The sequence below is a fragment of the Azospirillum agricola genome (assembly GCF_017876095.1).
In the GTDB taxonomy this organism is placed as follows: Bacteria; Pseudomonadota; Alphaproteobacteria; order Azospirillales; family Azospirillaceae; genus Azospirillum; species Azospirillum agricola.
In genome coordinates this window covers 13,138-33,275 of the sequence record NZ_JAGINM010000036.1, presented here as the reverse complement: position 1 = coordinate 33,275, position 20,138 = coordinate 13,138, and the positions used below count along the sequence as shown (strand labels likewise).

Below are 20,138 nucleotides of genomic sequence, written 5' to 3'. Positions count from 1 at the left end.
GCCCTGCCTTATTGAGCCGGTCCCTTGCGGACCGCGCTTTGCGGGTTGAGGCTGCCGATGTTGCCGCTCTCGGTGCCGGCCGCCGGGTCGATCACCGCGTTGACCAGGGTCGGCCGGCCGGAATTCATCGCCTCGCTGACCGCGTTGTACAGCTCGTCCGGCGTGGTCACATGGGCGCCGACGCCGCCGAAGGCTTCCATCATCTTGTCGTAACGGGAGCCGGGGACGAACACCATCGGCGACGGGTCCTCGCCGCCGGTCGGGTTGACGTCGGTGCCGCGGTAGATGCCGTTGTTGTTGAAGATGACGATGCAGACCGGCAGGTTGTAGCGGCAGATCGTCTCCACCTCCATGCCGGAGAAGCCGAAGGCGCTGTCGCCCTCGATCGCCAGCACCGGCTTGCCGCTCTCCACCGCGGCGGCGACGGCGTAGCCCATGCCGATGCCCATGACGCCCCAGGTGCCGACGTCCAGGCGCTTGCGCGGCTGGTACATGTCGATGATGCCGCGGGCGAGGTCGAGCGTGTTGGCGCCCTCGTTGACCAGCAGGGCGTCCGGCCGCTCCTTGACGATGCGGCGCAGCGCACCCAGCGCGCCGTGGAAGTCCATCGGCGAGGAGTTCTTCATCAGCTTGGGCGCCATCTTGGCGATGTTCGCCTCCTTGCGCCCGTTGACCGCGTCGGTCCATTCGGACGGCGGAACGGTCCAGCCGCCCTTGATGCCGTCAAGCAGGGCCGAGAGGCAGGAACCGATGTCGCCGACCAGCGGGGCGGCGATCTCGATGTTGCTGTCCATCTCGCGCGGCTCGATGTCGATCTGGATGAACTTCTGCGAGCCGGGCTTGCCCCAGGTCTTGCCCTTGCCGTGCGACAGCAGCCAGTTCAGGCGGGCGCCGACCAGCAGGACGACGTCGGCGTCCTTCAGCACCATCGAGCGCGCCGCGCCGGCCGACTGCGGGTGGGTGTCGGGCAGCAGGCCCTTGGCCATGCTCATCTGGAGGAACGGGATGCCGCTCGTTTCAACGAAGGCGCGGACCGTCTCGTCGGCCTGGGCGTAGGCGGCCCCCTTGCCGAAGATGACCAGCGGGCGCTTGGCGCCCTTCAGCAGGTCGAGCGCGCGGGTCACCGCGTCGGGCGCCGGGATCTGGGCCGGGGCCGGGTCGATGACCTTGACCAGCGAGCGGGCGCCCTCGGCGGCGTCGATCACCTGGGCGAACAGCTTGGCCGGCAGGTCGAGATAGACGCCGCCCGGACGGCCGGAGACGGCGGCGCGGATGGCGCGCGCCACGCCGATGCCGATGTCCTGGGCGTGCAGGATGCGGAAGGCGGCCTTGCACAGCGGCTTGGCGATGGCGAGCTGGTCCATCTCCTCATAGTCGCCCTGCTGGAGATCGACGATCTCGCGCTCCGACGAGCCGCTGATGAGGATCATCGGGAAGCAGTTGGTGGTGGCGTTGGCCAGCGCGGTCAGGCCGTTGAGGAAGCCCGGAGCCGACACGGTCAGGCAGACGCCCGGCGCCTTGGTCAGGAAGCCGGCGATCGCCGCCGCGTTGCCGGCGTTCTGCTCGTGCCGGAAGGAGATGACGCGCAACCCCTCGGCCTGGGCCATGCGGAGCAGATCCGAGATCGGAATGCCGGGCACCGAGTACAGGTTCTTGATGCCGTTCAGCTTGAGCGCGTCGATGACGAGTTGAAAGCCATCCGTCAGCGCCTGCGCTGCATCGGTTTCGGATGCGTCCGTGGCTTGATTCTTGACGATTGTTGCAGCCGCAGTTGACATAAGGGTAACTCCTCCCCGAGCTCCTGAAAGGTTCGAAATCGGTCAGTCGAGGAAATCGCAGTGCTTTTCCACGTACTGCGCGAGACCAAGCGTGTGCTCCCGCACGCGTCGTTCGGCGAGATCGGCGTCCCGGCTGGCCAGGGCGTCGATGATCTCCCGGTGTTCGTGGATGGACTGGTCGGCACGGTCGCCGATGCCCATCGTGACGCGGCGGATCGCCCGCATGTGGATGAAGAAGCGGTCGGTCAGGTCCGCGATCAGCGTGGAGCCCGAAGCCTGAACGATGCTCTGGTGAAAGACGATGTTGGCGTCCGAATATTCGGCGACGTGCTGCGCCAGTTCGGCCTTGGTGTATTTGTCGAAGGCGTGGTGGACGCCCTCCAGCTTCTCGACGGTGGCGTTCTCGACGAACAGGCGGGCGGCCATCCCTTCCAGGGCGGCGCACACCGTGATCATCTCCACCAGCTCGGCCTTGCTCTTGCGCACCACGAAGATGCCGCGGCGCGGTTGCGACCGGATGAAACCCTCCTGCTCCAGCAGCGCCATGGCTTCGCGCACCGGCGTCCGGCTGACGCCCAGGGCTTCGCAGAGGCGGCGCTCGTCCAGGCGGATCTCGTTGGCCTGTCCGTAGATGTTCATCTGGGTGATGGCGTGGCGCAGGGACTGGTAGGCCTTCGCCTTGAAACTCATTCCCTGGTCCAGCGGTTCGACGGCGAAACGTTCACGGTTCATCGCGTTTCCGACCCTTTGCGCGCCGACGCCCGCGGCGCCGCTTGTTGTCGTTCCAGCGTGTTGCTGTGTCTTTTTGAATTATCGATACGGTATACCAGATGCCAGACGCCGCGCAAGGGCAATTGCGGGAACCTCGAACTATTTTGCAGGCCGACGGAAATTGGCCGTGGACGGGTGGTCGCCGGCCTGGCGATCACCCGGCGGTCACATTCCCGTGAACCGCTTTCCCGCCCGCTGATCTGCGCTACTCTGGAGCCATCGACCGCCCGCCCCGCGAGCCCATGCCATGCCGATCCTCCTGCCCTTCCCCCGCGCCTTTCCCCCGGATCTTCGGCGGCCGGTCCGGCGCTGGGCCTCTCTTCTGCTGCTGGCGGTCCTGCTGGCCTTGGCGTCGCCGCTCACCGGACGGGCGCAGGCGCCACCACCCGCCGAGGCTGCCGCCCCAGCCAGCGCGGCTGACGGCATGATGACGATGCTGAGCCACGGCCGCGACCGGATGGCGGATTTCCGCGGCGGCCTCGCCAAGCGCCTGCACGCCGCACCCGAGATCCCGGACGCGATCCTGACAGTCATGACCGCGCAGAGCCCGACCGGGGCACCCGGCTATTTCCTGCGCGTCATCGGCCTGACCATCGCCCTGATGGCCGTCGGCCAAGGGGCGCAGCATCTTCTCTACGAGCGCCCGGTGGCCCGCCGCCTGCTTCCGCCCCCGGCCAAGCCGGTCCGGCCCGGCGGCTCGGCCCTGGCCGCGCGCTTCCCGACGCTGGTGCTGCGCACGCTGCTGACGCTGGGCGGCATGGCGCTGGCCACCCTGACCGCCTTCGCACTCGCCGTCGCGCTGGTCGAGGAACCGACTCCGGTAACCGAGAAGACCGTCATCCTCGTCGGAGTCGGCTATCTGCTGGTCTGGGGCGTCGCCCTGTTCTGGCGGCTGGTGCTGCTGACCGGCACGCCGGACCGGACCCGCCGGGATCCCGCCATCCGCCGCCTGTGCCGCGACCTGACCGCCAGCGGCGCCTTCGGCGTGGTGCTGATGATCGGCACCGTGTGGCCGCAGGCGCTCGGCATGCCGTCCGACCCGCACGCGGTGCTGGTCGCGCTGTCCGGCCTGCTGACGGCGCTGGCGACGCTCGTCGCGCTGCGCGCCAACCGGCGGACGGTGGAGCGGGTGATCCTCGCCGGGCGCCCGGCCGGGAGCCTTACCCCCCTCGAAAACCTGACCCTGCGCCTGTGGTTTCCCGCGACGCTGGCCTATTTCGCCTACGCCTGGGGCGCGCTGGCCCACCGGCTCATCATGGACTGGCCGACCGAGCTGCCGCTGCTGCTCGGCGCCTACGCGGTCGCCGGGGCGATCCTGACCGTCTACGCCGCCGTCGATTACGCCACCGAATGGTTGTTCCACCACCGCCGCACCCTGTGGCGGCCGCTGGACGAGGCGCCGGACCGCGATGGCGGGGACGGCCGCACGGAGGAGCGTTCCCCGCCGCGCGCCACACTCGACAGTTACGAGGCTCTGGCCCGACGGGTGGCCGGCATCCTCGCCGCCGCCGCCGGCGTCGCGGTGACGCTGTCGGTGTGGAACATCCCGCGCATGCACGGCGACGCGGCCGACCGGCTCATCGGCATCATGGCGGTCTGCCTGATCGGCTACGTCGCCTACCAGGGGGTGCGCATCTGGATCGACCGCAAGATCGCCGAGGAAGGGCCGGCGCCCAGCACCATTCCCGGCGACGAGGGCGGCGGCCACGGCTCGGCCAGCCGGCTGGCGACGCTGCTGCCGCTGGTGCGCAACTTCATCCTGCTGTCGATCGTCGGGGCGGTGCTGCTCAGCGTGCTGATGGATCTCGGCGTCAACATCGCGCCGCTGTTCGCCGGGGCGGGCGTGGCCGGCATCGCCATCGGCTTTGGGGCGCAGACGCTGATCCGCGACATCTTCTCCGGCGCCTTCTTCCTGATCGACGACGCCTTCCGCAAGGGCGAGTACATCGAGATCGGCTCCATCCGCGGCACGGTGGAGAAGATCTCGGTGCGCTCGATGCAACTCCGCCACCATCGCGGCCCGCTGCACACCGTTCCCTTCGGCGAGATCCACCAGCTGACGAACTATTCGCGCGACTGGGTGATCATGAAGCTGCCGCTGCGCATCACCTACGACACCGACGTCGAGAAGGTCCGCAAGCACATCAAGCAGCTCGGCCAAGCGCTGCTCGACGATCCGGAGCTGGGGCCGAAGTTCCTGCAGCCGCTGAAGTCGCAGGGCGTCATCCAGATGGAGGATTCGGCGATGATCCTCCGCGTCAAGTTCATGACCCGGCCCGGCGACCAGTGGGAGATCCGCAAGCGGGTGTTCCAGGAACTCCACGCCCTGTTCCGCCGCGAGGGCATCCGCTTCGCCCACCGCGAGGTGACGGTCCGCTTCGCCGGCGAGGCGACCGCTACCGGTCCAATCGGCGAGGACGCACGCAATCTGGCCGCCGGCGCTGCCCTGCACGCTCTCGGCGAGGAGGCGCTGGAGGCCGAGGCCGGGGCCGGCCGGCGCAAGAGCGCGCTGTAGGGATCAGGCCGGCACCACCCGAGCCCGCATGAACGCCTCGAACGCCTCGGCGGGCAGCGGGCGGCTGATGAGGAAGCCCTGGATGCGGGTGCAGCCCTGCTGGCGCAGCATCTCGACCTGCTCGGCCGTCTCGACCCCCTCGGCGATGGTGTCGAAGCCCAGGCTGCCGGCGAGGTTGACGATGGTGCCGACGATCGCCGGGTCGGTCGAGGACTTCACGATGTCGCGCACGAAGCTGCGGTCGATCTTCAGCGTGTCGATGGGGAAGCGCTTGAGATAGGCCAGCGAGGAATAGCCGGTGCCGAAATCGTCGATCGACAGCCGGACGCCGACGTCCTTCAGCCCGTTGAGGATCATCACCGCCTTCTCGATGTCGCCGATCATGGCGCCCTCGGTCAGCTCCAGCTCCAGCCGGTCGGGCGGGATGCCGGACGCCTCGACGACGCTGCGGACGAAGCCGACCAGCCGGGCGTCCTGGAACTGGCGCGGCGACAGGTTGACCGACACCACCGGGATGGGCAGCCCCTGCTCGATCCAGCCGGCCAGCTTGCGGCAGGCCTCCATGAAGGTCCAGGCGCCGATCTCCCAGATCAGGCCGGTCTCCTCCGCCAGCGGGATGAACTCCGCCGGGCTGACCATGCCGCGCACCGGGTGGCGCCAGCGGATCAGCGCCTCCGCCCCGATCACCCGGTCGGCCGCCATGTCCATCTTGGGCTGGAAATGCAGCTCGAACTCGTCGCCGCCGCCGGCCCGGCGCAGGTCGCTCTCCAGCCCCAGCGTGAAGCCCGAGCGCTCGCGCATGCCGCCGTCGTAGAAGACGTAGCGGTGCTCCGGGTTGCGCTTGGCGTGATACATGGCGAGGTCGGCGTTGCGCAGCAGCTGGTCGGCCGTGTCGCCGTCGTCGGGGTAGAAGGCCAGCCCGATCGACGCGCCGCAGAAGAGCTCCTGGTTGTGGACACCGAAGGGCTCGTCCATCGAATAGAGGATCTTCTCGACCAGCCGGGCGCCGGCCGACCGGTCGGCGGCGTCGGGGGCGACGATCAGGAACTCGTCGCCGCCCAGCCGGCCCACCGTGTCGGTCATCCGCGTGCAGTTGCGCAGGCGCCGCGCCACCAGCTTCAGCAGCTCGTCGCCGGCGTGGTGGCCCAGCGTGTCGTTGACCTGTTTGAAGCGGTTGAGGTCGAGGAAGGCGACCGCCACCTTGCTGTGGCCGCGCTGGGCGCGGACGATGGCCTCCTCCAGCCGCTCGCAGACCAGCCAGCGGTTGGGCAGGTCGGTCAGCCGGTCGAAGCTCGCCTGGTAGCGGATCTGATGCTCCTGCGACTTGCGCTGGCTGATGTCGGCGATGGTGAGGACGTAATGCTCCAGCACGCCGTTGGGCGCGCGGACCGAGGTCACCGACAGGGCGGCGGCGAAGGCGTCGCCGGAATGGCGGAAGCTGGTGACCTCGCCCTGCCAGCGGCCGGACTGGCGCGCCGTGGTCCAGATGGACTCGATGAAGCTGCGCTCGTGCGAGCCAGGGGCGAACAGCACCAGCGGATGGCGCAGCAGCTCCTCGCGCTGGAAGCCGGTCATGATCTCGTAGGCCGGGTTGATGGCCTGGACCGTCAGTTCCGGATCGACGATCAGGATGCCGTCGGCGACGCTGTCGAAGACGGTGGCGAGCAGCCGGATCTTCTCCTCGTGCTGCTTGCGCTCGGTGATGTCCTGGACGGTCCCTTCGTAATAGCGGATGCGGCCGGCGGCGTCGCGCACGCAACGCGCGCTCTCCGAGATCCAGATGATCGTGCCGTCGCGGCGGAAGACCCGCGCCTCGAAGCTGTGGACCGTATCCCTGCGGGCCATCAGGTCGGCGAAGGCCTCGCGTTTTCCAGGATCGACATAAAGCTGGCCGGCGATGTCGGTCAGGTTGGCGATCAGGTCGTCGGGAGACGCGTAACCGTAAATCTCCGCCAGCGCCGGGTTGACGCGCAGGTAACGGCCGTCGATGGTCGTCTGGTAAATGCCTTCGACGGCATTTTCGAAAATGCTGCGATACTGCTCTTCCGTCTCTTGACTCATGGTGCGCGCCTCTTCCGACGCCAAGCCTGAACCGCCTGGAAACAGCATTTCGATACTCGAACGGACAATTGTGGACGGACTGGCCTGTATCGCAATGCAACAAAGTAGATGACAGCTCACGGGATCCCGTCAAGACGGAACTGTCAAATACTGACACAACCTGAAGCAAAAATATAACAGGAATGAAACGCGACCAATCCGGAAGGACCCTATCCCATTGGGAATCCGGGTTTCCCCTGAGGCATCGCCCAAGAACTCGGTCCGATACCCACAAAAGAAAAGGGGACGGAAGCCGGCCGGTCGCGGCCCCTCTTCCATCCCCCTCGTCTTGAGATCGGAGCAAACGGATCCTTTGGTCTTGGAACCTTGGAACCGGCTCTTTCGGCCGAGTCGCAGAGACTCAGTGACCGTGCCCGAGCTTGACCCCTTCCTTCAGCACATACTCGCGCGAGCAGTAGGGGCATTCGACCCGGCGGTCGTGATCGAGCGTCAGGTAGACCAGCGGATGGCCCAGCGCGCCGCCGCCGCCGTCGCACCCGACGGTCGAGGTTTCCACGGTAATCGTCTCGGTCGGCTGCATGGCAGTCATCCTCTCTTTTGACAGGCGCGCGCCCGTGCGCCATCGTGGGACAGGTTTCCCGGACTTCGGCGCGCGCGGGCGGGATGATACCGATCGCGCGGCGCGGATCAACGGGATTGACAGGCTTTTCCGCAACTCCACCGCTATGGGTCCAGAACAGATCATGGTCGCGCACGCCGGCACCCCCACCCCCGTCGATCTTCCCGCCAACGCGGTGGAGCTCCGCGGCCTGACCAAGATCTACCAGCCGACCGGCAAGGCCGGGCCGAAGCACGCGCTGAAGGGCATCGACCTCGCCATCCCGCGCGGCTCGCTGTTCGGGCTGCTCGGGCCGAACGGAGCCGGCAAATCGACCATGATCAACATCCTGGCCGGTCTGGTGAACAAGACCGGCGGCACGGCGACGATCTGGGGCCACGAGGTGGCCGAGCACCCGCGCCGCGCCCGCGCCTCGATCGGCGTGGTGCCGCAGGAACTCAACATGGACCCCTTCTTCACCCCGCGCGAGATGCTGGAGCTCCAGGCCGGCCTCTACGGCGTGCCGGCCCGCGACCGGCGGACCGACGAGCTGCTGGCCGCCGTCGGGCTGGCCGACAAGGCCGACGCCCACGCCCGCTCGCTGTCGGGCGGCATGAAGCGCCGGCTGATGGTGGCCAAGGCGATGGTCCACACCCCGCCGGTGCTGATCCTCGACGAACCGACCGCCGGGGTGGACGTCGAGCTGCGCCGGCAGCTCTGGGAGTATGTGCGCGGGCTGAACCGGGCCGGCACCACCGTGCTGCTGACCACGCACTACCTCCAGGAGGCGGAGGAGCTGTGCGACACCATCGCCATCATCAACCACGGGCAGGTGGTGGCGTGCGAGCCGACCACGACGCTGCTGCGCCGGGTCGACAACAAGGCGCTGTGCCTCACCATCGACCGCGACCTGACCGCGCCGCCGCCCGCGCTGGAAGGCTTCAGCGTCGAGCTGCCGGAACCGCGCCGTCTGGTTGTCCGCTACCAGCCCAGCCGGCAGAAGGCCGGGGCGATTCTCTCGGCGCTTGCAGGCGCCGGCATCGGGATCATCGATGTCACGACCGAGGAATCGGATTTGGAGGATATATTCCTCCAACTTACGGGCAATGCACACGGTCAGACAGGGGTAATCCATGCGGCGTAGCGGGCTGGCGGCGGTTCTCGGGTTGGGTCTGTTGCTGGGCGGCTGCGCCGCCAATTTCCAACCGATGGGGACGGCCATCGTCCAGCCCGCGCTGACGGACAAGGCTCTGGTCGCCGCCGACGGGTTCGAGCTGCCGCTGCGCTCCTGGCTGCCGGCGGACGGCAAGCCCAGGGCGGCGGTGGTGGCCCTGCACGGCTTCAACGACTATTCCAACGCCTTCGACGGCGCCGGGCAGCGCTTCGCGGCGCAGGGCATCGCCACCTACGCCTACGACCAGCGTGGCTTCGGCGCCAGCAAGGAGCGCGGCATCTGGCCCGGCACCCCGACGTTGATCTCCGACGTCAAGACGGCGGTCGAGCAGGTCCGCCACCGCCACCCCGGCGTCCCGGTCTTCCTGATGGGCGAGAGCATGGGCGGCGCCGTCGTGCTGACCGCCATGGCCGACAAGCAGCCGCCGCGCGTCGACGGCACCATCCTGGTGGCGCCCGCCGTCTGGGGCCGCGAGACGATGGGCTTCTTCCCGCGCGCCGCCCTGTGGGTCACCTACAACCTCGTCCCCGGCATGGTCGTCCATCCGCCCAGGGAAATGAACATCCAGCCCTCCGACAACATCGAGATGCTGCGGGCGCTGGGCCGCGACCCGCTGGTCATCAAGGGCTCGCGGGTCGACGCGCTGGAGGGGCTGACCGACCTGATGGGCGAGGCTCTGGCCGCCTGCCCCCGCCTGGAGGTGCCGTCGCTGGTGCTCTACGGCGCCCACGAGCAGGTGCTGCCGCCCAAGCCGGTGGAGCGCGCCCTGAAGGATTTCGAGGCCGGCGGCCGGCATGTCGTCGCGGTCTATCCGGACGGCTACCACATGCTGCTGCGCGACCTGAAGGGCGGCATCGTCGTCAACGACATCGCCGCCTGGATCGAGCACCCGAAGAACCCGCTGGCCAGCGGCGCCGACCGCAACCCGCGCGAACTGGTGGCGGCAAAGTAGGGTGTTGCAAGGCAGGAACGTTCCAGGTCAGGAACGTTCCTTGGACGGAACGAACATTCCCGTCCCTCAGGCCCCCTCGGCCTCCTCGCCCGGCGAAAGACCACCGGATTCGTCGAAGTAATCCCCCGCCACGTCCGGTCCCCATTCCTGGACCAGCGCCACCTTCTTGCCCTTCAGCACCTCCACCCGCTTTTCGGCGCGGGTGATCTCCAGCCCGGCGACCAGCGGCGGGATGCCGTAGTAAAGCCCCCAGCCGACCGCCGCCGCGCCATACATCACCAGCCAGGCCAGCGGATCGGCGAAGATCTTGGCGGCGGCGCCGATGGTGTGCTGGTGCTTCCACAGCTCGATGGCGAAGGGCATGCAGCCGCAGAAGTTCAAACCGCCGACCGTGATCGGCGCCGACTTGTCGGGATCGCGGTCCACCACGTAGGCGACGATGGTGGGAATCATTCCGATCCCGAAAAGGATCGAGGTCGGCAACACGATCAACCCTGCCGGAATGATCAGCAGGATCAGCGTCAGCATCCCGCCCTTCTTCTTCTTCCGCTTCCGCGCCATGCGATGCTCCCCGGCCCGTCAGAAGGCGAAAAACAGGATGATGCCGGCGACCAGCACGGTCGACAGCAGACTGGACGCGATCGCGGCGACCTGCCGCCCCGACGATTCGACGATGGCGTTGCGGTCGGCGATGGTGTGGCGGATCTTCTCCATCTCGGCGTCCGCCTCGCGGTAGGCGATCTGCGCCGCCTCGAACTCCAGCCGGTCGCGCCGCAACGATTCCGGGTCGTCCACCACCTTCAGAAGCTCGGTCAGCCGGCCGTTGTGGGCGGCGCCGTCGGCCTGCTTGCGCACCAGCTCCTGGGTCTGGCGGTTGTGGAAGCGGCGGAACACCGGGTCGAGCAGCGCCACCACCCAGCTCGCCAGATGGGTCAGCCCGTCGACGCCGGTGCGGGCCTGGACGTCCGACAGGATGGTCAGCATGGCGATGACCCGCCGCATCGGCTCGATGCCGCTGCCGAGCTGGGTGAACAGCAGATCGTCGCCCCGCTTGTGCCGCGCGCCGAGGAAGGCGGCGATGTGGCGGTCGACGGGATCCTTGTGCCGCTCGCCGCCGGCCCCCAGCCAGTCGAGCGCGCGCAGCAGCTCGGCCGGGTTGGTCGGAAGCTGCTTGGCCACCAGGGGGCTCATGCAGGGCATGGTCGGGTTCATCTCGTACAGCACCCGCTCCACCCCCAGCCCGTAGGCGGCGCGCTCCAGGAAGCCGCGGAGCTGGTCGTAGGTCTGCACCAGCGGCACGAACTCCGGCTTGAACTCGCTCTGGACGTTGGCCCAGAACATCGGGAGCTGGTTGGCGATGACCTCGGCCACCGGCTGGGGCGACTCGCCGCGCATGAAGGCGTCGGCCAGCATGGTGGCGACCCCGTCCGGCATCATCGACCGTCCCCGGTAGCGGATGGGAGCCGACGGGTCGAGCGCCATGCAGACGCGCGCCACCAGCCGGTCGCCCTGGCTGCCGCCCTTGCCGCCCGACGCGGTCTGGATGGCGTTGCCGACCGCCTCCGCCCGCACCTCGTCGGCCATCGAGCGGCGCAGCCACTTGTCCAGCTCGCCGCTCTCGATCACCATCGCCGCCGCCGGGGCGTGGCGGGCGAAGGCGCGGGCCAGCGTGCGGCAATGCCAGTACTCCTGCCCCTGGAACTCGATCGGCCGGGCGGCGCGCCGGGAGATCTGCGGCTGCTTCGGGCTGAGCCGCCGGCCCGCCGCCCACAAATCGAGGTCGTTCAGCGTCCAACGCTGCTTGGGGTCGTCGACCAGCAGGCCGCGCACCAGCTCGTTGACCGCCAGCGGCAGCCGGTGCTGGTTGACCAGCGCCGGGTAGGAGCCGCGCTCGATCTTCGCCTGGATGACCGCCTCGTCGTCGAGCCCGGCCACCGGGTTGCGGCCAAGCGCCAGGATCAGCAGGGTGACGCCCAGCGAATACATGTCGTCGGCCGCCGTGCCGGTGCCGCGCCCGGCCGGCATCGCCATGCCGCGCTCGATGGTCTCCAGCAGCACCGGCTGGCCGTAGCCGGGCTGCGCCGTGACGCATTCCCCCAGCATCAGCCCGCCCGAGGCGAGGTCGCGGTAATAGAGGTTGGTCGGGCGGATGGCGCCGTGGACGACGCCGCGGCTCGACATCTCCTTCAGGGCCGAGATCAGCGGCTGGATGATCTGCCGGGTGAGCTGGTCCTCCGGCATCGGATCCAGCGTGTCGTTGATCGAGCCCATCAGGCGGCGCCCGCCCGGCTTCTCGAACACCAGGCAATAACGGCGGCCGCGATCCTGCGGCCAATCGACCAGCCCCCAGTCGAGCAGCCGCATGTGGGTGCCGTTGTCGAAACCGGCGACGGTCGAGCAGACGTCGGTGCGCGGCAGGGTGGAGGCGTGGCAGATGACCGCGAAGGGCTCCAGCCGCTTCTCGCGCAGCGACTTGGCGGTGAAGGCGTTGCCGCCGACGGCGTTCAGCGCGGGAATCGGCGCGCCCGGCTGGATCTCGTAGCGTTCCGCCAGCTTGACGGTATCGGCCATCGCCCCCGTGGCGGCGGTCTGAGCGTCGGACGGCATGAGCGGCGTATCCCCAGGGCGTGCGCGGTGTCGCCCGCTCTAGGTGGCGGGAAAACGGCAAACAAACACTTAACACGCCGTGAAGAGCTGGTTAAAGCCTTGGCGTTCCGGGAGAGGGCTTCCCGTTCCCCAAACGCGAACCGCCCGACCTCGCCTTGCACGGCGGGACCGGGCGGTTCCGGGAAACGGGACCCGAGGCGGATCAGTCGGAGAACGGATCCGTCATCAGGATGGTGTCGTCACGCTCCGGACTGGTCGACAGCAGGGCGACCGGGGCCTGGATCAGCTCCTCGATGTGGCGGACATACTTGACCGCCTGGGCCGGCAGCTCGTTCCACGTGCGGGCGCCGCGCGTGGTGTCCTTCCAGCCCTCGAAGGTCTCGTAGATCGGTTCGACGCGGGCCTGGGCGCCGGCGTTGGCCGGGTAATAGTCCAGCTCCTGGCCGTCCAGACGGTAGCCGACGCAGACCTTGATCTCGTCGAAGCCGTCGAGCACGTCCAGCTTGGTCAGCGCGATGCCGTCGATGCCGCCGGTCTTGATCGCCTGGCGGACCATGACGGCGTCGAACCAGCCGCAGCGGCGCTTGCGCCCGGTGACCACGCCGAACTCCTTGCCCTTCTGGCCCAGCAGCTCGCCGATGTCGTCGGTCAGCTCGGTCGGGAAGGGGCCGGAGCCGACGCGGGTCGTGTAGGCCTTGGTGATGCCCAGCACATAGCCGACGGCGCGCGGGCCCATGCCGCTGCCGGCGGCGGCGTTGCCGGCCACCGTGTTGGAGGAGGTGACGTAGGGATAGGTCCCGTGGTCGATGTCGAGCATCGAGCCCTGCGCGCCCTCGAACAGGATGCGCTTGCCGGCGCGGCGCAGCTCGTCGAGCTGCTTCCAGACGACGGCGGCGTATGGCAGCACCTGCGGGGCGATCTCGCGCAGCGGCTCCAGCAGGTCGGCCGGCGTCATCTCCGGGGCGCCCAGCGCGCGGAACAGCGCGTTGTGGTGGGCCAGCAGGGCGTCGACCTTCTCGACCAGCACCGCCTCGTCGGTCAGGTCGCACAGGCGGATGGCGCGGCGGGCGACCTTGTCCTCGTAGGCCGGGCCGATGCCGCGGCCGGTGGTGCCGATCTTGCCGGCGCCCTTGGCCTCCTCGCGGGCCTTGTCCAGCGCGCTGTGGACCGGCAGGATCAGCGGCACGTTCTCGGCGACGATCAGGTTCTCGGGCGTGACGGTGACGCCCTTCTCCTTGATCGCGTTGACCTCGCGGATGAAGGCCCAGGGGTCGAAGACGACGCCGTTGCCGATGACCGACAGCTTGTCCTGGCGCACCACGCCCGAGGGCAGCAGGCTCAGCTTGTACTCGACGCCGTCGATCACCAGCGTATGGCCGGCGTTGTGACCGCCCTGGAAGCGCACCACGACGTCGGCCCGGCTCGAGAGCCAGTCGACGATCTTGCCCTTGCCCTCGTCACCCCACTGGGCGCCGACCACCGCAACGTTGGCCATCTTAACGTCTCCGCAAAAACAAAATGATCCGCATAGCCCCTCGTCCCGGAGGGGATGAGGGCACGAAAAGCCTTACTCGACCGGCCGGACGACGCCGTCCGTCAACCGGTGGCCGCAGTGGAGCCTTTTCGCCTCCGCGACCGGGTCGGCCACCGGGGCGAGCCCGGCCACCGTCACCCATCCCTCGGCGCGCAGCTTGCCCGCCGCCGCCCAACCCGTGCCATGCGGCACATAAACGCGCCCCGGCGCCTGGGCGGCCGGAACCGCCGTCAGCACATGGTCCATATAGAGCGTGAAGCCGGTCGCCGGCTCCCCGCGATCCTCCCCTTGCGCGCCGGCGCGGTAGCGCCCGCCCTGCCCCAGCTCGCCCGCCTCGCGCGAGAACAGCGTGAAGCTGAGGCCCGTCTGGTACTCGAAGCCGCGATGCTCGACCAGATCGATGGTGATGGTCAGGGCCGGCATCGCCGCGCGCAGCAGGGCCAGCGTGTCGGTCAGCCGGCGGCGGTCCTTTTCGGCCCCCTCCGGCAGCGCCAGCGACGACAGGGCGGCCATGGCGCGGTCGGCCGGGCCGGACGCGGCCATCAGCGTGCCGAGCAGCGCCGCGGCCGGGCCGCCGACCTCGGCCACCCCGGCGGCGTCCTTGCGGTCGAGCGCGGCGCGCAGGCGGCGGGTGTCCTCCTCGGACTGGCCGAGGCCCTGGCAGATGCGCGACACCATGGTCGGCACGCAGAGATCGACCGACAAATGCGGCACGCGCAGCGCGTCCAGCGCCTGGACGGCCAGCAGCACGACCTCGGCGTCGGCCTCGGCCTCCAGCGGCCCGATCAGCTCGACGCCGACCTGGGTGAACTGGCGCTCGGGGCGGAGTTGCGAGCCCTTCACCCGCAGCACCGGGCCGGCGTAGCACAGGCGCACCGGGCGCGCCTCGTTCTTCAGCCGGGTGGTGGCGATGCGGGCGATCTGCGGCGTGATGTCGGCGCGCACCGCCATCATGCGCTGCGAATGCGGATCCATCAGCCGGAAGGTCTGCTTGGCCATCGCCGCGCCGGCGCCGGACAGCAGATTCTCCTCGAACTCCACCAAAGGCGGATCGACGCGGCGGTAGCCGTGCGCGGCGAACTCCGCCAGCAGGCGTTCGACGGCGGCGGCCTCATGCGCCGCTTCGGACGGCAGCACATCGTGCAATCCGGCGGGCAGCAGGGCGGTGCTCAGGGCGTCGGCGGGCATGACCAGCGTCGTCTCGTCAGGGAAAGGCAAATGCCGGGCACGGATGCGCGGACACACGGGGCGGGCTAATACCCGACCCCCGCCGATCATGCAAACGGAAAAGCCCCGCAAGGCACCGGCACCTCCCCTGCGCCGCCGTGCCCTGCCGTGCCGGGGTGGCAATTCCGTGGGATTTGGTGCACGGAATACAAAAATCTGTATGCCGTATTTTCTAGCGGCTTGACGCTTTTTTGCGCACTCCATACCATCGTCGGACGCCGCTGCGGAGAACGACGATGAAGCGCGTTGGCATATTCCTCGGGAAGATGAAGGGCTCGGAAAAGGCGCCGGCCCGTCCGCATTACCGGGAGGTCCTGTGGTCCTGGGCGGGCGGCAGCGCCGGCATTGGCGCCATCAGCGTGCTGTCGGTGATGGCCAAGCTGCCGCTGCTGATCGCGCCCTTCGGAGCCACCTGCGTGCTGATCTTCGCGGCGACCGACAGCCATCTGGCGCAGCCGCGCAGCGTGGTCGGCGGCTATCTGGTGTCGGCGCTGGTCGGGGTGCTGGCGCTGGCGCTGCTGGGCAGCGCGCCCTGGGTGGTGGCGCTGTCGGTCGGCACCGCCATCGCCATGATGCAGGTGACGCGGACCCTGCACGCGCCGGCCGGCGCCATGCCGCTGCTCGCCCTCACGCCGGGCGCCGACGCGACGATGCTGCTGCCCAGCGCGCTGGCCGGAGCGGCGGTGCTGGTCGGCATCGGGCTTCTGGTCAACAACCTGCGCAGCGACCGGGCCTACCCGCGCTATTGGCTGTAGGTCCGGCCGCGACGCGGCGGCTCATCTCGGCCCGATCACCTCGGCCTTGACGGTGGCGAAGGCCCAGTCGAGCCAGGGCAGCACCGCCTCCATGTCGTCGTTCTCCACCGTGGCGCCGCCCCACAGGCGCAGGCCCGGCGGGGCGTCGCGGTAGGAGCCGGCGTCGAAGGCGGCCTCCTCCTTCTCCAGCAGGGCGGAGAGCTTCTTGGCGAAGGCGGCCTGCGCCTCCTCCGAAAGTGCGGTCACGTCGGGATCGGTGAAGCGCAGGCAGATCGAGGTGCAGGAGCGCGTCTCCGGCTCGGCCGACAGGAAGCCGGCCCACGGGCTGCCCTCCACCCACTCCGCGACCAGGCGCAGGTTCTGCTCCGACCGGCGGATGAGCTGCGGCAAGCCGCCGACCGACAGCGCCCAGCGCAGCCCGTCGATGGCGTCCTCGACGCACAGCATCGACGGCGTGTTGATGGTGTCGCCCTCGAAGATGCCTTCCATGAGCTTCCCGCCCTTGGTCATGCGGAAGATCTTCGGCAGCGGCCGGTCGGGCTGGAAGCTCTCCAGCCGTTCCACCGCGCGCGGGCTCAGCACCAGCATGCCGTGCGCCGCCTCGCCGCCCAGCACCTTCTGCCAGGACCAGGTGGCGACGTCGATCTTCGACCAGGGCAGGTCCATGGCGAAGGCCGCCGAGGTCGCGTCGCAGATCGACAGGCCGGTCCGGTCGGCCGGGATCCAGTCGCCGTCCGGCACCCGCACGCCGGCGGTGGTGCCGTTCCACGGGAAGACCACGTCGCGCGAGAAATCGACCGCCGACAGGTCGGGCAGCCGGCCGTAATCGGCGATCATCGTGCGGACGTCGGGCAGCCTGAGCTGCTTGACCACGTCCGTCACCCACTCCTTGCCGAAGCTTTCCCAGGCCAGCATGTCGACGCCGCGGGCGCCGAGCATCGACCACAGCGCCATCTCCACCGCCCCGGTGTCGGAGGCCGGCACGATGCCGATGCGGTAGTCGCCGGGAATCGCCAGCACCGCGCGGGTGAGGTCGATGACCTCCTTCAGCTTGGCCTTGCCGGGCTTGGAGCGGTGCGACCGGCCGAGCAGCGCGCCGTCCAGCGCGTCGAGCGACCAGCCCGGACGCTTGGCGCAGGGGCCGGACGAGAACAGCGGGGTCGACGGGCGGCGGCTGGGCTTCATGGCGGACTTCCTACCCGGACCACGGGTCCGGACTGCGGTGTTGCGCGGAGGTCCGGACCTTAGAAGCCGCGCGCGCGCCCGTCAATCGGCCGGGAACGCAAGGCGGAAGCGCGGGCGGAACAGCGTCAGCGGGTGCGCGCGACGCGGCCGTCGCGGTAGGTCCAGGCGGCGGTTCCGCCGTCCTTGGGAACCGGCATCGACACGGTCAGCGCGTTGTCGGCGGTCGACACCTGGGCGGCGTCGCTGCACGACCCGAAGGGCAGCGACAACGACGGCTTGGGCGCGCCCAGATCGAGGACGCGGAAGCGGGTCGGGCAGTCCTTGGCGCCGGTGTCGGTCTGCAACAGCGCCATCCAGCGGCCCTGCACCGTGTAGGCGTTGACGAAGCTGACCAGCGTGCTCTCGCGGTCCTCGAAGACCGTGGACTCGTCGACGACGACCCGCGTCACCTTCGGCCCGACATCGATCAGCTTGACCACCGTGTCGCCCAGCGCCGCCGTCAGGCGCGGCTCCGCCGCCCGGGCCGGCATCCCACAGAGAAGACCGCCCGCCAGCGCGGCCACGGCCACCCACACATTCCGCACCATCCCTCTCCCTCGCCGGCGCCCCTCCGGGGGGCGGTTTCGACCGGAGGGCACCTTAATGCGGCGGGGCGCGGGCCGGAAGCCTCCATTCGGCGGGGACGGGATCAGCGGATGTTCACACTGAAGCCGAAACCGGGACTCGGGGCGTAGACCACCGGCGGGGGCGGCGGCGCGTAGATCACCCGGGGGGGCGGCGCGTAGACGACCGGCGGCGGGGCGTAGATCACGCGCGGCTCGCGCCAGTGCCGGCGGTGCTCGCCGTGCCAGCGCCGGTCATCCCGCCAGTCACGGTCGTGCCGCGGGCCGTCCCAGCCGCGGCCGGGACCGCCGCGCCAATCGTCGTGGGCGGCGGCGGAGCCGGCGGTCGCGCCCATCATCGGGACGGCGAGCAGCGCGCCGAGCGCGATGGCCTTCAAAGCGTTTCCAAAGCGGCCAGACATTCCGGCGTCCTCCTGCAAACGGGGATCGTTCCTTCCCCACTGCATCGATGAACGTCGGGCCGCCGACTTTCATTCCAGGAAATCTTATCCCGCTTTCGTCCTACGCCCCCCGCGCCACCGGCCGGAGCGTCAGGACCAGCTCTCCTTCACGCCCTGGCGCCGGGCGGCCGGCGTGAACAGATCGGGGGCCCGATAGTCGGGCCGGTCGGCGGGGCGGCCGAAATGATAGCCCTGCGCCAGTTCGAACCCCCAGGCGGTGAGTTGCGCCGCCTGGTCGGCGGTCTCCACCATCTCGGCGATCACCTGCACGCGGATTTCGCGGCACAGGCCGACCATGGCGCGCAGGATGGCGTCGTCGCGCGGGCTGCCGCCCAAGCGCCGGACATAGCTGCCGTCGATCTTCACGAAATCGACCGGCAGCGCCTGGATGTAGGGGAAGGAGGCCGCCCCGGCGCCGAAATCGTCCAGGCAGATGCGGTGGCCGGCGCGGCGGAAATCCTCCAGCACGCGGGCGGCGCGCGGCAGGTCGGTGAGGCCGGTCGATTCCGTCACCTCGACCAGCAGGCGCGAACGCAGGCCCGGGTTGCGCCCGACCAGCCGCTGGAAGGCGACGACGAACAGGTCGCTGCCCAGCGACGCCGCCGACATGTTGACGGCGATCTGCAACGCCTTGTCGGTCGCCAGCACCTCCAGCGCCTTCTCGCAGACCAGCAGGTCGACGTCGTGGACCATGCCGACCTGCTCGGCGAAGGCGATGGTCGGGCCGGGGGCGCCGTTGGGGAAGCGGGCCAGCGCCTCGTAATGGTGCAGCCCCTTGGTCGACAGCGCGACGATGGGCTGGAACTGAAGCTTCAGCCGGTCGTCCGTCAGGGTGGAGCGCAGGGTCGTCACCCGCGTCACCGTGCGGTCCACCAGTTGCCTGACCGCGTCGTGCATGTCGGCGATCTCGAAACCGACGCTGTCCTCGGCGAAGCTGCGGACGGTGAACATCAGCACCCGGCCGGCGTCCTCGCGGCTCAGCCCCGGCGCCGCCATGTCGAGCGTCAGGTTGTCGGCCCGCAGCGCCGGCGCGCCGGGGGCGAGCTGCGCGCCGGATTCGGCGATCTCGGCGGCCAGCGCCGGACCGTCGACGTCGCCGGCATGGACCAGCCCGAACCGGTCCTCGCCCAGCCGGGTCGCCAGCACGTCGGCGCTGGCGTGGACGCGCAGCAGCGCGCCGACCTCGCCGAGCAGCCGCAGCGTCAGGTCGGGACCGAGCCGCGACTTCACCTCGCCGAACTGGGCGATCTTGATCAGCGTCAGCTTGGGCGGCCCCTCCCCCACGTCCAGCCCGAAACGTTCGCCGAGCTGCGCCTGGAAGGCGTCGGCGTCGAGCAGCCCGGTCTCGGCGTCGCGCGCCGGCAGCGGCGCGCCCTTGGCGGCGGTCTCGGTGCGGGTCAGGGTGAGCTGCACGTTGGGCGAGCGGCCGAGCCGGTAGCCCGACAGCGTGACCGGCGCGCCGCCGACCAGGGACACGGTGCGCGATTCCAGCCGCGCGTTGGCGCCGACGGTGCGCAGCAGGCGGCGGACCAGCCCGCGGTCGCCGGGGGCGATGATGCGGTCGATCGGCTGGCCGATGATCTCCATGTCGGAGGCGCCCAGCACATGCTGCAAGGCACCGGCCGCGAAACCGATGACGCCGCGCGCGTCGACCTCGACCAGCACGTCGGCGTTCGCGAAGGCAAACCCAAGAAAGCGGGCGACGTCCGTGGTCATGAAGCCTCGACGCGAATCGGTGGCTGGCCGGGTCGAACGAAGGTTACGCGGCGCGCGACCGTTCGTGGAATGAACGTTCGCATTCGAAATGTTAATGAACCGCTACCTTCGTGGGATTTTCCGCAGGGCGGCGGGACAAGCCTTCCGCTTCCGCCCGCGCGCCATGCTAGGGTCGGCGGACCGGCAATCCTGCACCCCACCG

General features: G+C 69.5%; 16 protein-coding genes. 4 read left to right on the top strand and 12 right to left on the bottom strand.

Features of this window, described 5'->3' with window-relative positions:
* Positions 1 to 8: 8 nt before the first annotated feature.
* Positions 9 to 1,778, bottom strand: coding sequence for an oxalyl-CoA decarboxylase (gene oxc, locus J2847_RS31535; protein WP_209782683.1), 1,770 nt, complete (start codon positions 1,776 to 1,778; stop codon positions 9 to 11).
* Positions 1,779 to 1,820: 42 nt separating this feature from the next.
* Positions 1,821 to 2,510 carry a GntR family transcriptional regulator gene (locus tag J2847_RS31530; protein WP_085554426.1) on the bottom strand — a complete coding sequence of 230 codons (690 nt, stop codon included), beginning with the start codon at positions 2,508 to 2,510 and terminating at the stop codon, positions 1,821 to 1,823.
* A gap of 286 nt (positions 2,511 to 2,796) precedes the next feature.
* On the opposite strand from J2847_RS31530, the gene J2847_RS31525 reads away from it, so the two are divergent.
* Positions 2,797 to 5,064, top strand: coding sequence for a mechanosensitive ion channel family protein (locus J2847_RS31525; RefSeq protein ID WP_209782682.1), 2,268 nt, complete (start codon positions 2,797 to 2,799; stop codon positions 5,062 to 5,064).
* Positions 5,065 to 5,067: 3 nt separating this feature from the next.
* Here the strand turns inward: J2847_RS31525 and J2847_RS31520 are convergent, their stop codons facing one another.
* The gene (locus tag J2847_RS31520) at positions 5,068 to 7,125 is read right to left on the bottom strand and encodes a sensor domain-containing protein (protein WP_209782681.1); all 2,058 of its coding nucleotides are present in this window, start codon (positions 7,123 to 7,125) and stop codon (positions 5,068 to 5,070) included.
* 400 nt (positions 7,126 to 7,525) lie between these two features.
* The gene (locus J2847_RS31515) at positions 7,526 to 7,714 is read right to left on the bottom strand and encodes a zinc-finger domain-containing protein (RefSeq protein WP_085554429.1); all 189 of its coding nucleotides are present in this window, start codon (positions 7,712 to 7,714) and stop codon (positions 7,526 to 7,528) included.
* 154 nt (positions 7,715 to 7,868) lie between these two features.
* Between J2847_RS31515 and J2847_RS31510 the strand changes: the two genes are divergently transcribed.
* Both J2847_RS31510 and J2847_RS31505 read left to right on the top strand, forming a co-directional pair.
* Positions 7,869 to 8,867 carry an ABC transporter ATP-binding protein gene (locus J2847_RS31510; protein WP_209782680.1) on the top strand — a complete coding sequence of 333 codons (999 nt, stop codon included), beginning with the start codon at positions 7,869 to 7,871 and terminating at the stop codon, positions 8,865 to 8,867.
* A complete protein-coding gene (locus J2847_RS31505; RefSeq protein ID WP_209782679.1) occupies positions 8,857 to 9,849 on the top strand; it encodes an alpha/beta hydrolase in 993 nt (330 codons plus the stop codon). The genes J2847_RS31510 and J2847_RS31505 overlap by 11 nt, the downstream gene beginning before the upstream one ends.
* A gap of 66 nt (positions 9,850 to 9,915) precedes the next feature.
* Here the strand turns inward: J2847_RS31505 and J2847_RS31500 are convergent, their stop codons facing one another.
* From J2847_RS31500 to J2847_RS31485, 4 genes are all read right to left on the bottom strand, one after another.
* A complete protein-coding gene (locus tag J2847_RS31500) occupies positions 9,916 to 10,410 on the bottom strand; it encodes a hypothetical protein (RefSeq protein ID WP_085554432.1) in 495 nt (164 codons plus the stop codon).
* Positions 10,411 to 10,428: 18 nt separating this feature from the next.
* Positions 10,429 to 12,456, bottom strand: coding sequence for a protein kinase family protein (locus J2847_RS31495; RefSeq protein ID WP_209782678.1), 2,028 nt, complete (start codon positions 12,454 to 12,456; stop codon positions 10,429 to 10,431).
* Positions 12,457 to 12,658: 202 nt separating this feature from the next.
* Entirely contained in the window at positions 12,659 to 13,951 is a 1,293-nt protein-coding gene (locus tag J2847_RS31490) for an adenylosuccinate synthase (RefSeq protein WP_209782677.1), read from the bottom strand.
* A 72-nt stretch (positions 13,952 to 14,023) separates the two neighbouring features.
* Positions 14,024 to 15,178, bottom strand: a complete 1,155-nt coding sequence (locus J2847_RS31485; RefSeq protein ID WP_209782676.1) for an ATP phosphoribosyltransferase regulatory subunit — start codon at positions 15,176 to 15,178, stop codon at positions 14,024 to 14,026.
* A 275-nt stretch (positions 15,179 to 15,453) separates the two neighbouring features.
* Between J2847_RS31485 and J2847_RS31480 the strand changes: the two genes are divergently transcribed.
* Complete coding sequence (locus J2847_RS31480) at positions 15,454 to 15,972, top strand: HPP family protein (RefSeq protein WP_209782675.1); 519 nt, start codon at positions 15,454 to 15,456, stop codon at positions 15,970 to 15,972.
* Between the two features lie 21 nt (positions 15,973 to 15,993).
* Here J2847_RS31480 and J2847_RS31475 read toward each other — a convergent pair whose 3' ends face one another.
* The 4 genes from J2847_RS31475 to J2847_RS31460 form a co-directional block, all read right to left on the bottom strand.
* Entirely contained in the window at positions 15,994 to 17,157 is a 1,164-nt protein-coding gene (locus J2847_RS31475) for a phosphoserine transaminase (protein WP_209782674.1), read from the bottom strand.
* A 125-nt stretch (positions 17,158 to 17,282) separates the two neighbouring features.
* On the bottom strand, positions 17,283 to 17,744 hold the full coding sequence (locus J2847_RS31470) for a hypothetical protein (RefSeq protein WP_209782673.1): 462 nt from the start codon (positions 17,742 to 17,744) through the stop codon (positions 17,283 to 17,285).
* 101 nt (positions 17,745 to 17,845) lie between these two features.
* A complete protein-coding gene (locus J2847_RS31465; RefSeq protein ID WP_211114898.1) occupies positions 17,846 to 18,181 on the bottom strand; it encodes a hypothetical protein in 336 nt (111 codons plus the stop codon).
* A 129-nt stretch (positions 18,182 to 18,310) separates the two neighbouring features.
* Entirely contained in the window at positions 18,311 to 19,936 is a 1,626-nt protein-coding gene (locus J2847_RS31460) for an EAL domain-containing protein (protein WP_209782672.1), read from the bottom strand.
* Positions 19,937 to 20,138 lie beyond the last annotated feature (202 nt).

Coding starts and splice junctions, on each gene's coding strand:
- J2847_RS31530 (WP_085554426.1), bottom strand. CDS start 2,510: ATGAACCGTGAACGTTTCGCCGTCGAACCGCTGGACCAGGGAATGAGT.
- J2847_RS31515 (WP_085554429.1), bottom strand. CDS start 7,714: ATGACTGCCATGCAGCCGACCGAGACGATTACCGTGGAAACCTCGACC.
- J2847_RS31500 (WP_085554432.1), bottom strand. CDS start 10,410: ATGGCGCGGAAGCGGAAGAAGAAGAAGGGCGGGATGCTGACGCTGATC.
- J2847_RS31495 (WP_209782678.1), bottom strand. CDS start 12,456: ATGCCGTCCGACGCTCAGACCGCCGCCACGGGGGCGATGGCCGATACC.
- J2847_RS31470 (WP_209782673.1), bottom strand. CDS start 17,744: ATGGTGCGGAATGTGTGGGTGGCCGTGGCCGCGCTGGCGGGCGGTCTT.
- J2847_RS31505 (WP_209782679.1), top strand. CDS start 8,857: ATGCGGCGTAGCGGGCTGGCGGCGGTTCTCGGGTTGGGTCTGTTGCTG.
- J2847_RS31510 (WP_209782680.1), top strand. CDS start 7,869: ATGGTCGCGCACGCCGGCACCCCCACCCCCGTCGATCTTCCCGCCAAC.
- oxc (WP_209782683.1), bottom strand. CDS start 1,778: ATGTCAACTGCGGCTGCAACAATCGTCAAGAATCAAGCCACGGACGCA.
- J2847_RS31465 (WP_211114898.1), bottom strand. CDS start 18,181: ATGTCTGGCCGCTTTGGAAACGCTTTGAAGGCCATCGCGCTCGGCGCG.
- J2847_RS31525 (WP_209782682.1), top strand. CDS start 2,797: ATGCCGATCCTCCTGCCCTTCCCCCGCGCCTTTCCCCCGGATCTTCGG.
- J2847_RS31485 (WP_209782676.1), bottom strand. CDS start 15,178: ATGCCCGCCGACGCCCTGAGCACCGCCCTGCTGCCCGCCGGATTGCAC.
- J2847_RS31480 (WP_209782675.1), top strand. CDS start 15,454: ATGAAGCGCGTTGGCATATTCCTCGGGAAGATGAAGGGCTCGGAAAAG.
- J2847_RS31475 (WP_209782674.1), bottom strand. CDS start 17,157: ATGAAGCCCAGCCGCCGCCCGTCGACCCCGCTGTTCTCGTCCGGCCCC.
- J2847_RS31490 (WP_209782677.1), bottom strand. CDS start 13,951: ATGGCCAACGTTGCGGTGGTCGGCGCCCAGTGGGGTGACGAGGGCAAG.
- J2847_RS31520 (WP_209782681.1), bottom strand. CDS start 7,125: ATGAGTCAAGAGACGGAAGAGCAGTATCGCAGCATTTTCGAAAATGCC.
- J2847_RS31460 (WP_209782672.1), bottom strand. CDS start 19,936: ATGACCACGGACGTCGCCCGCTTTCTTGGGTTTGCCTTCGCGAACGCC.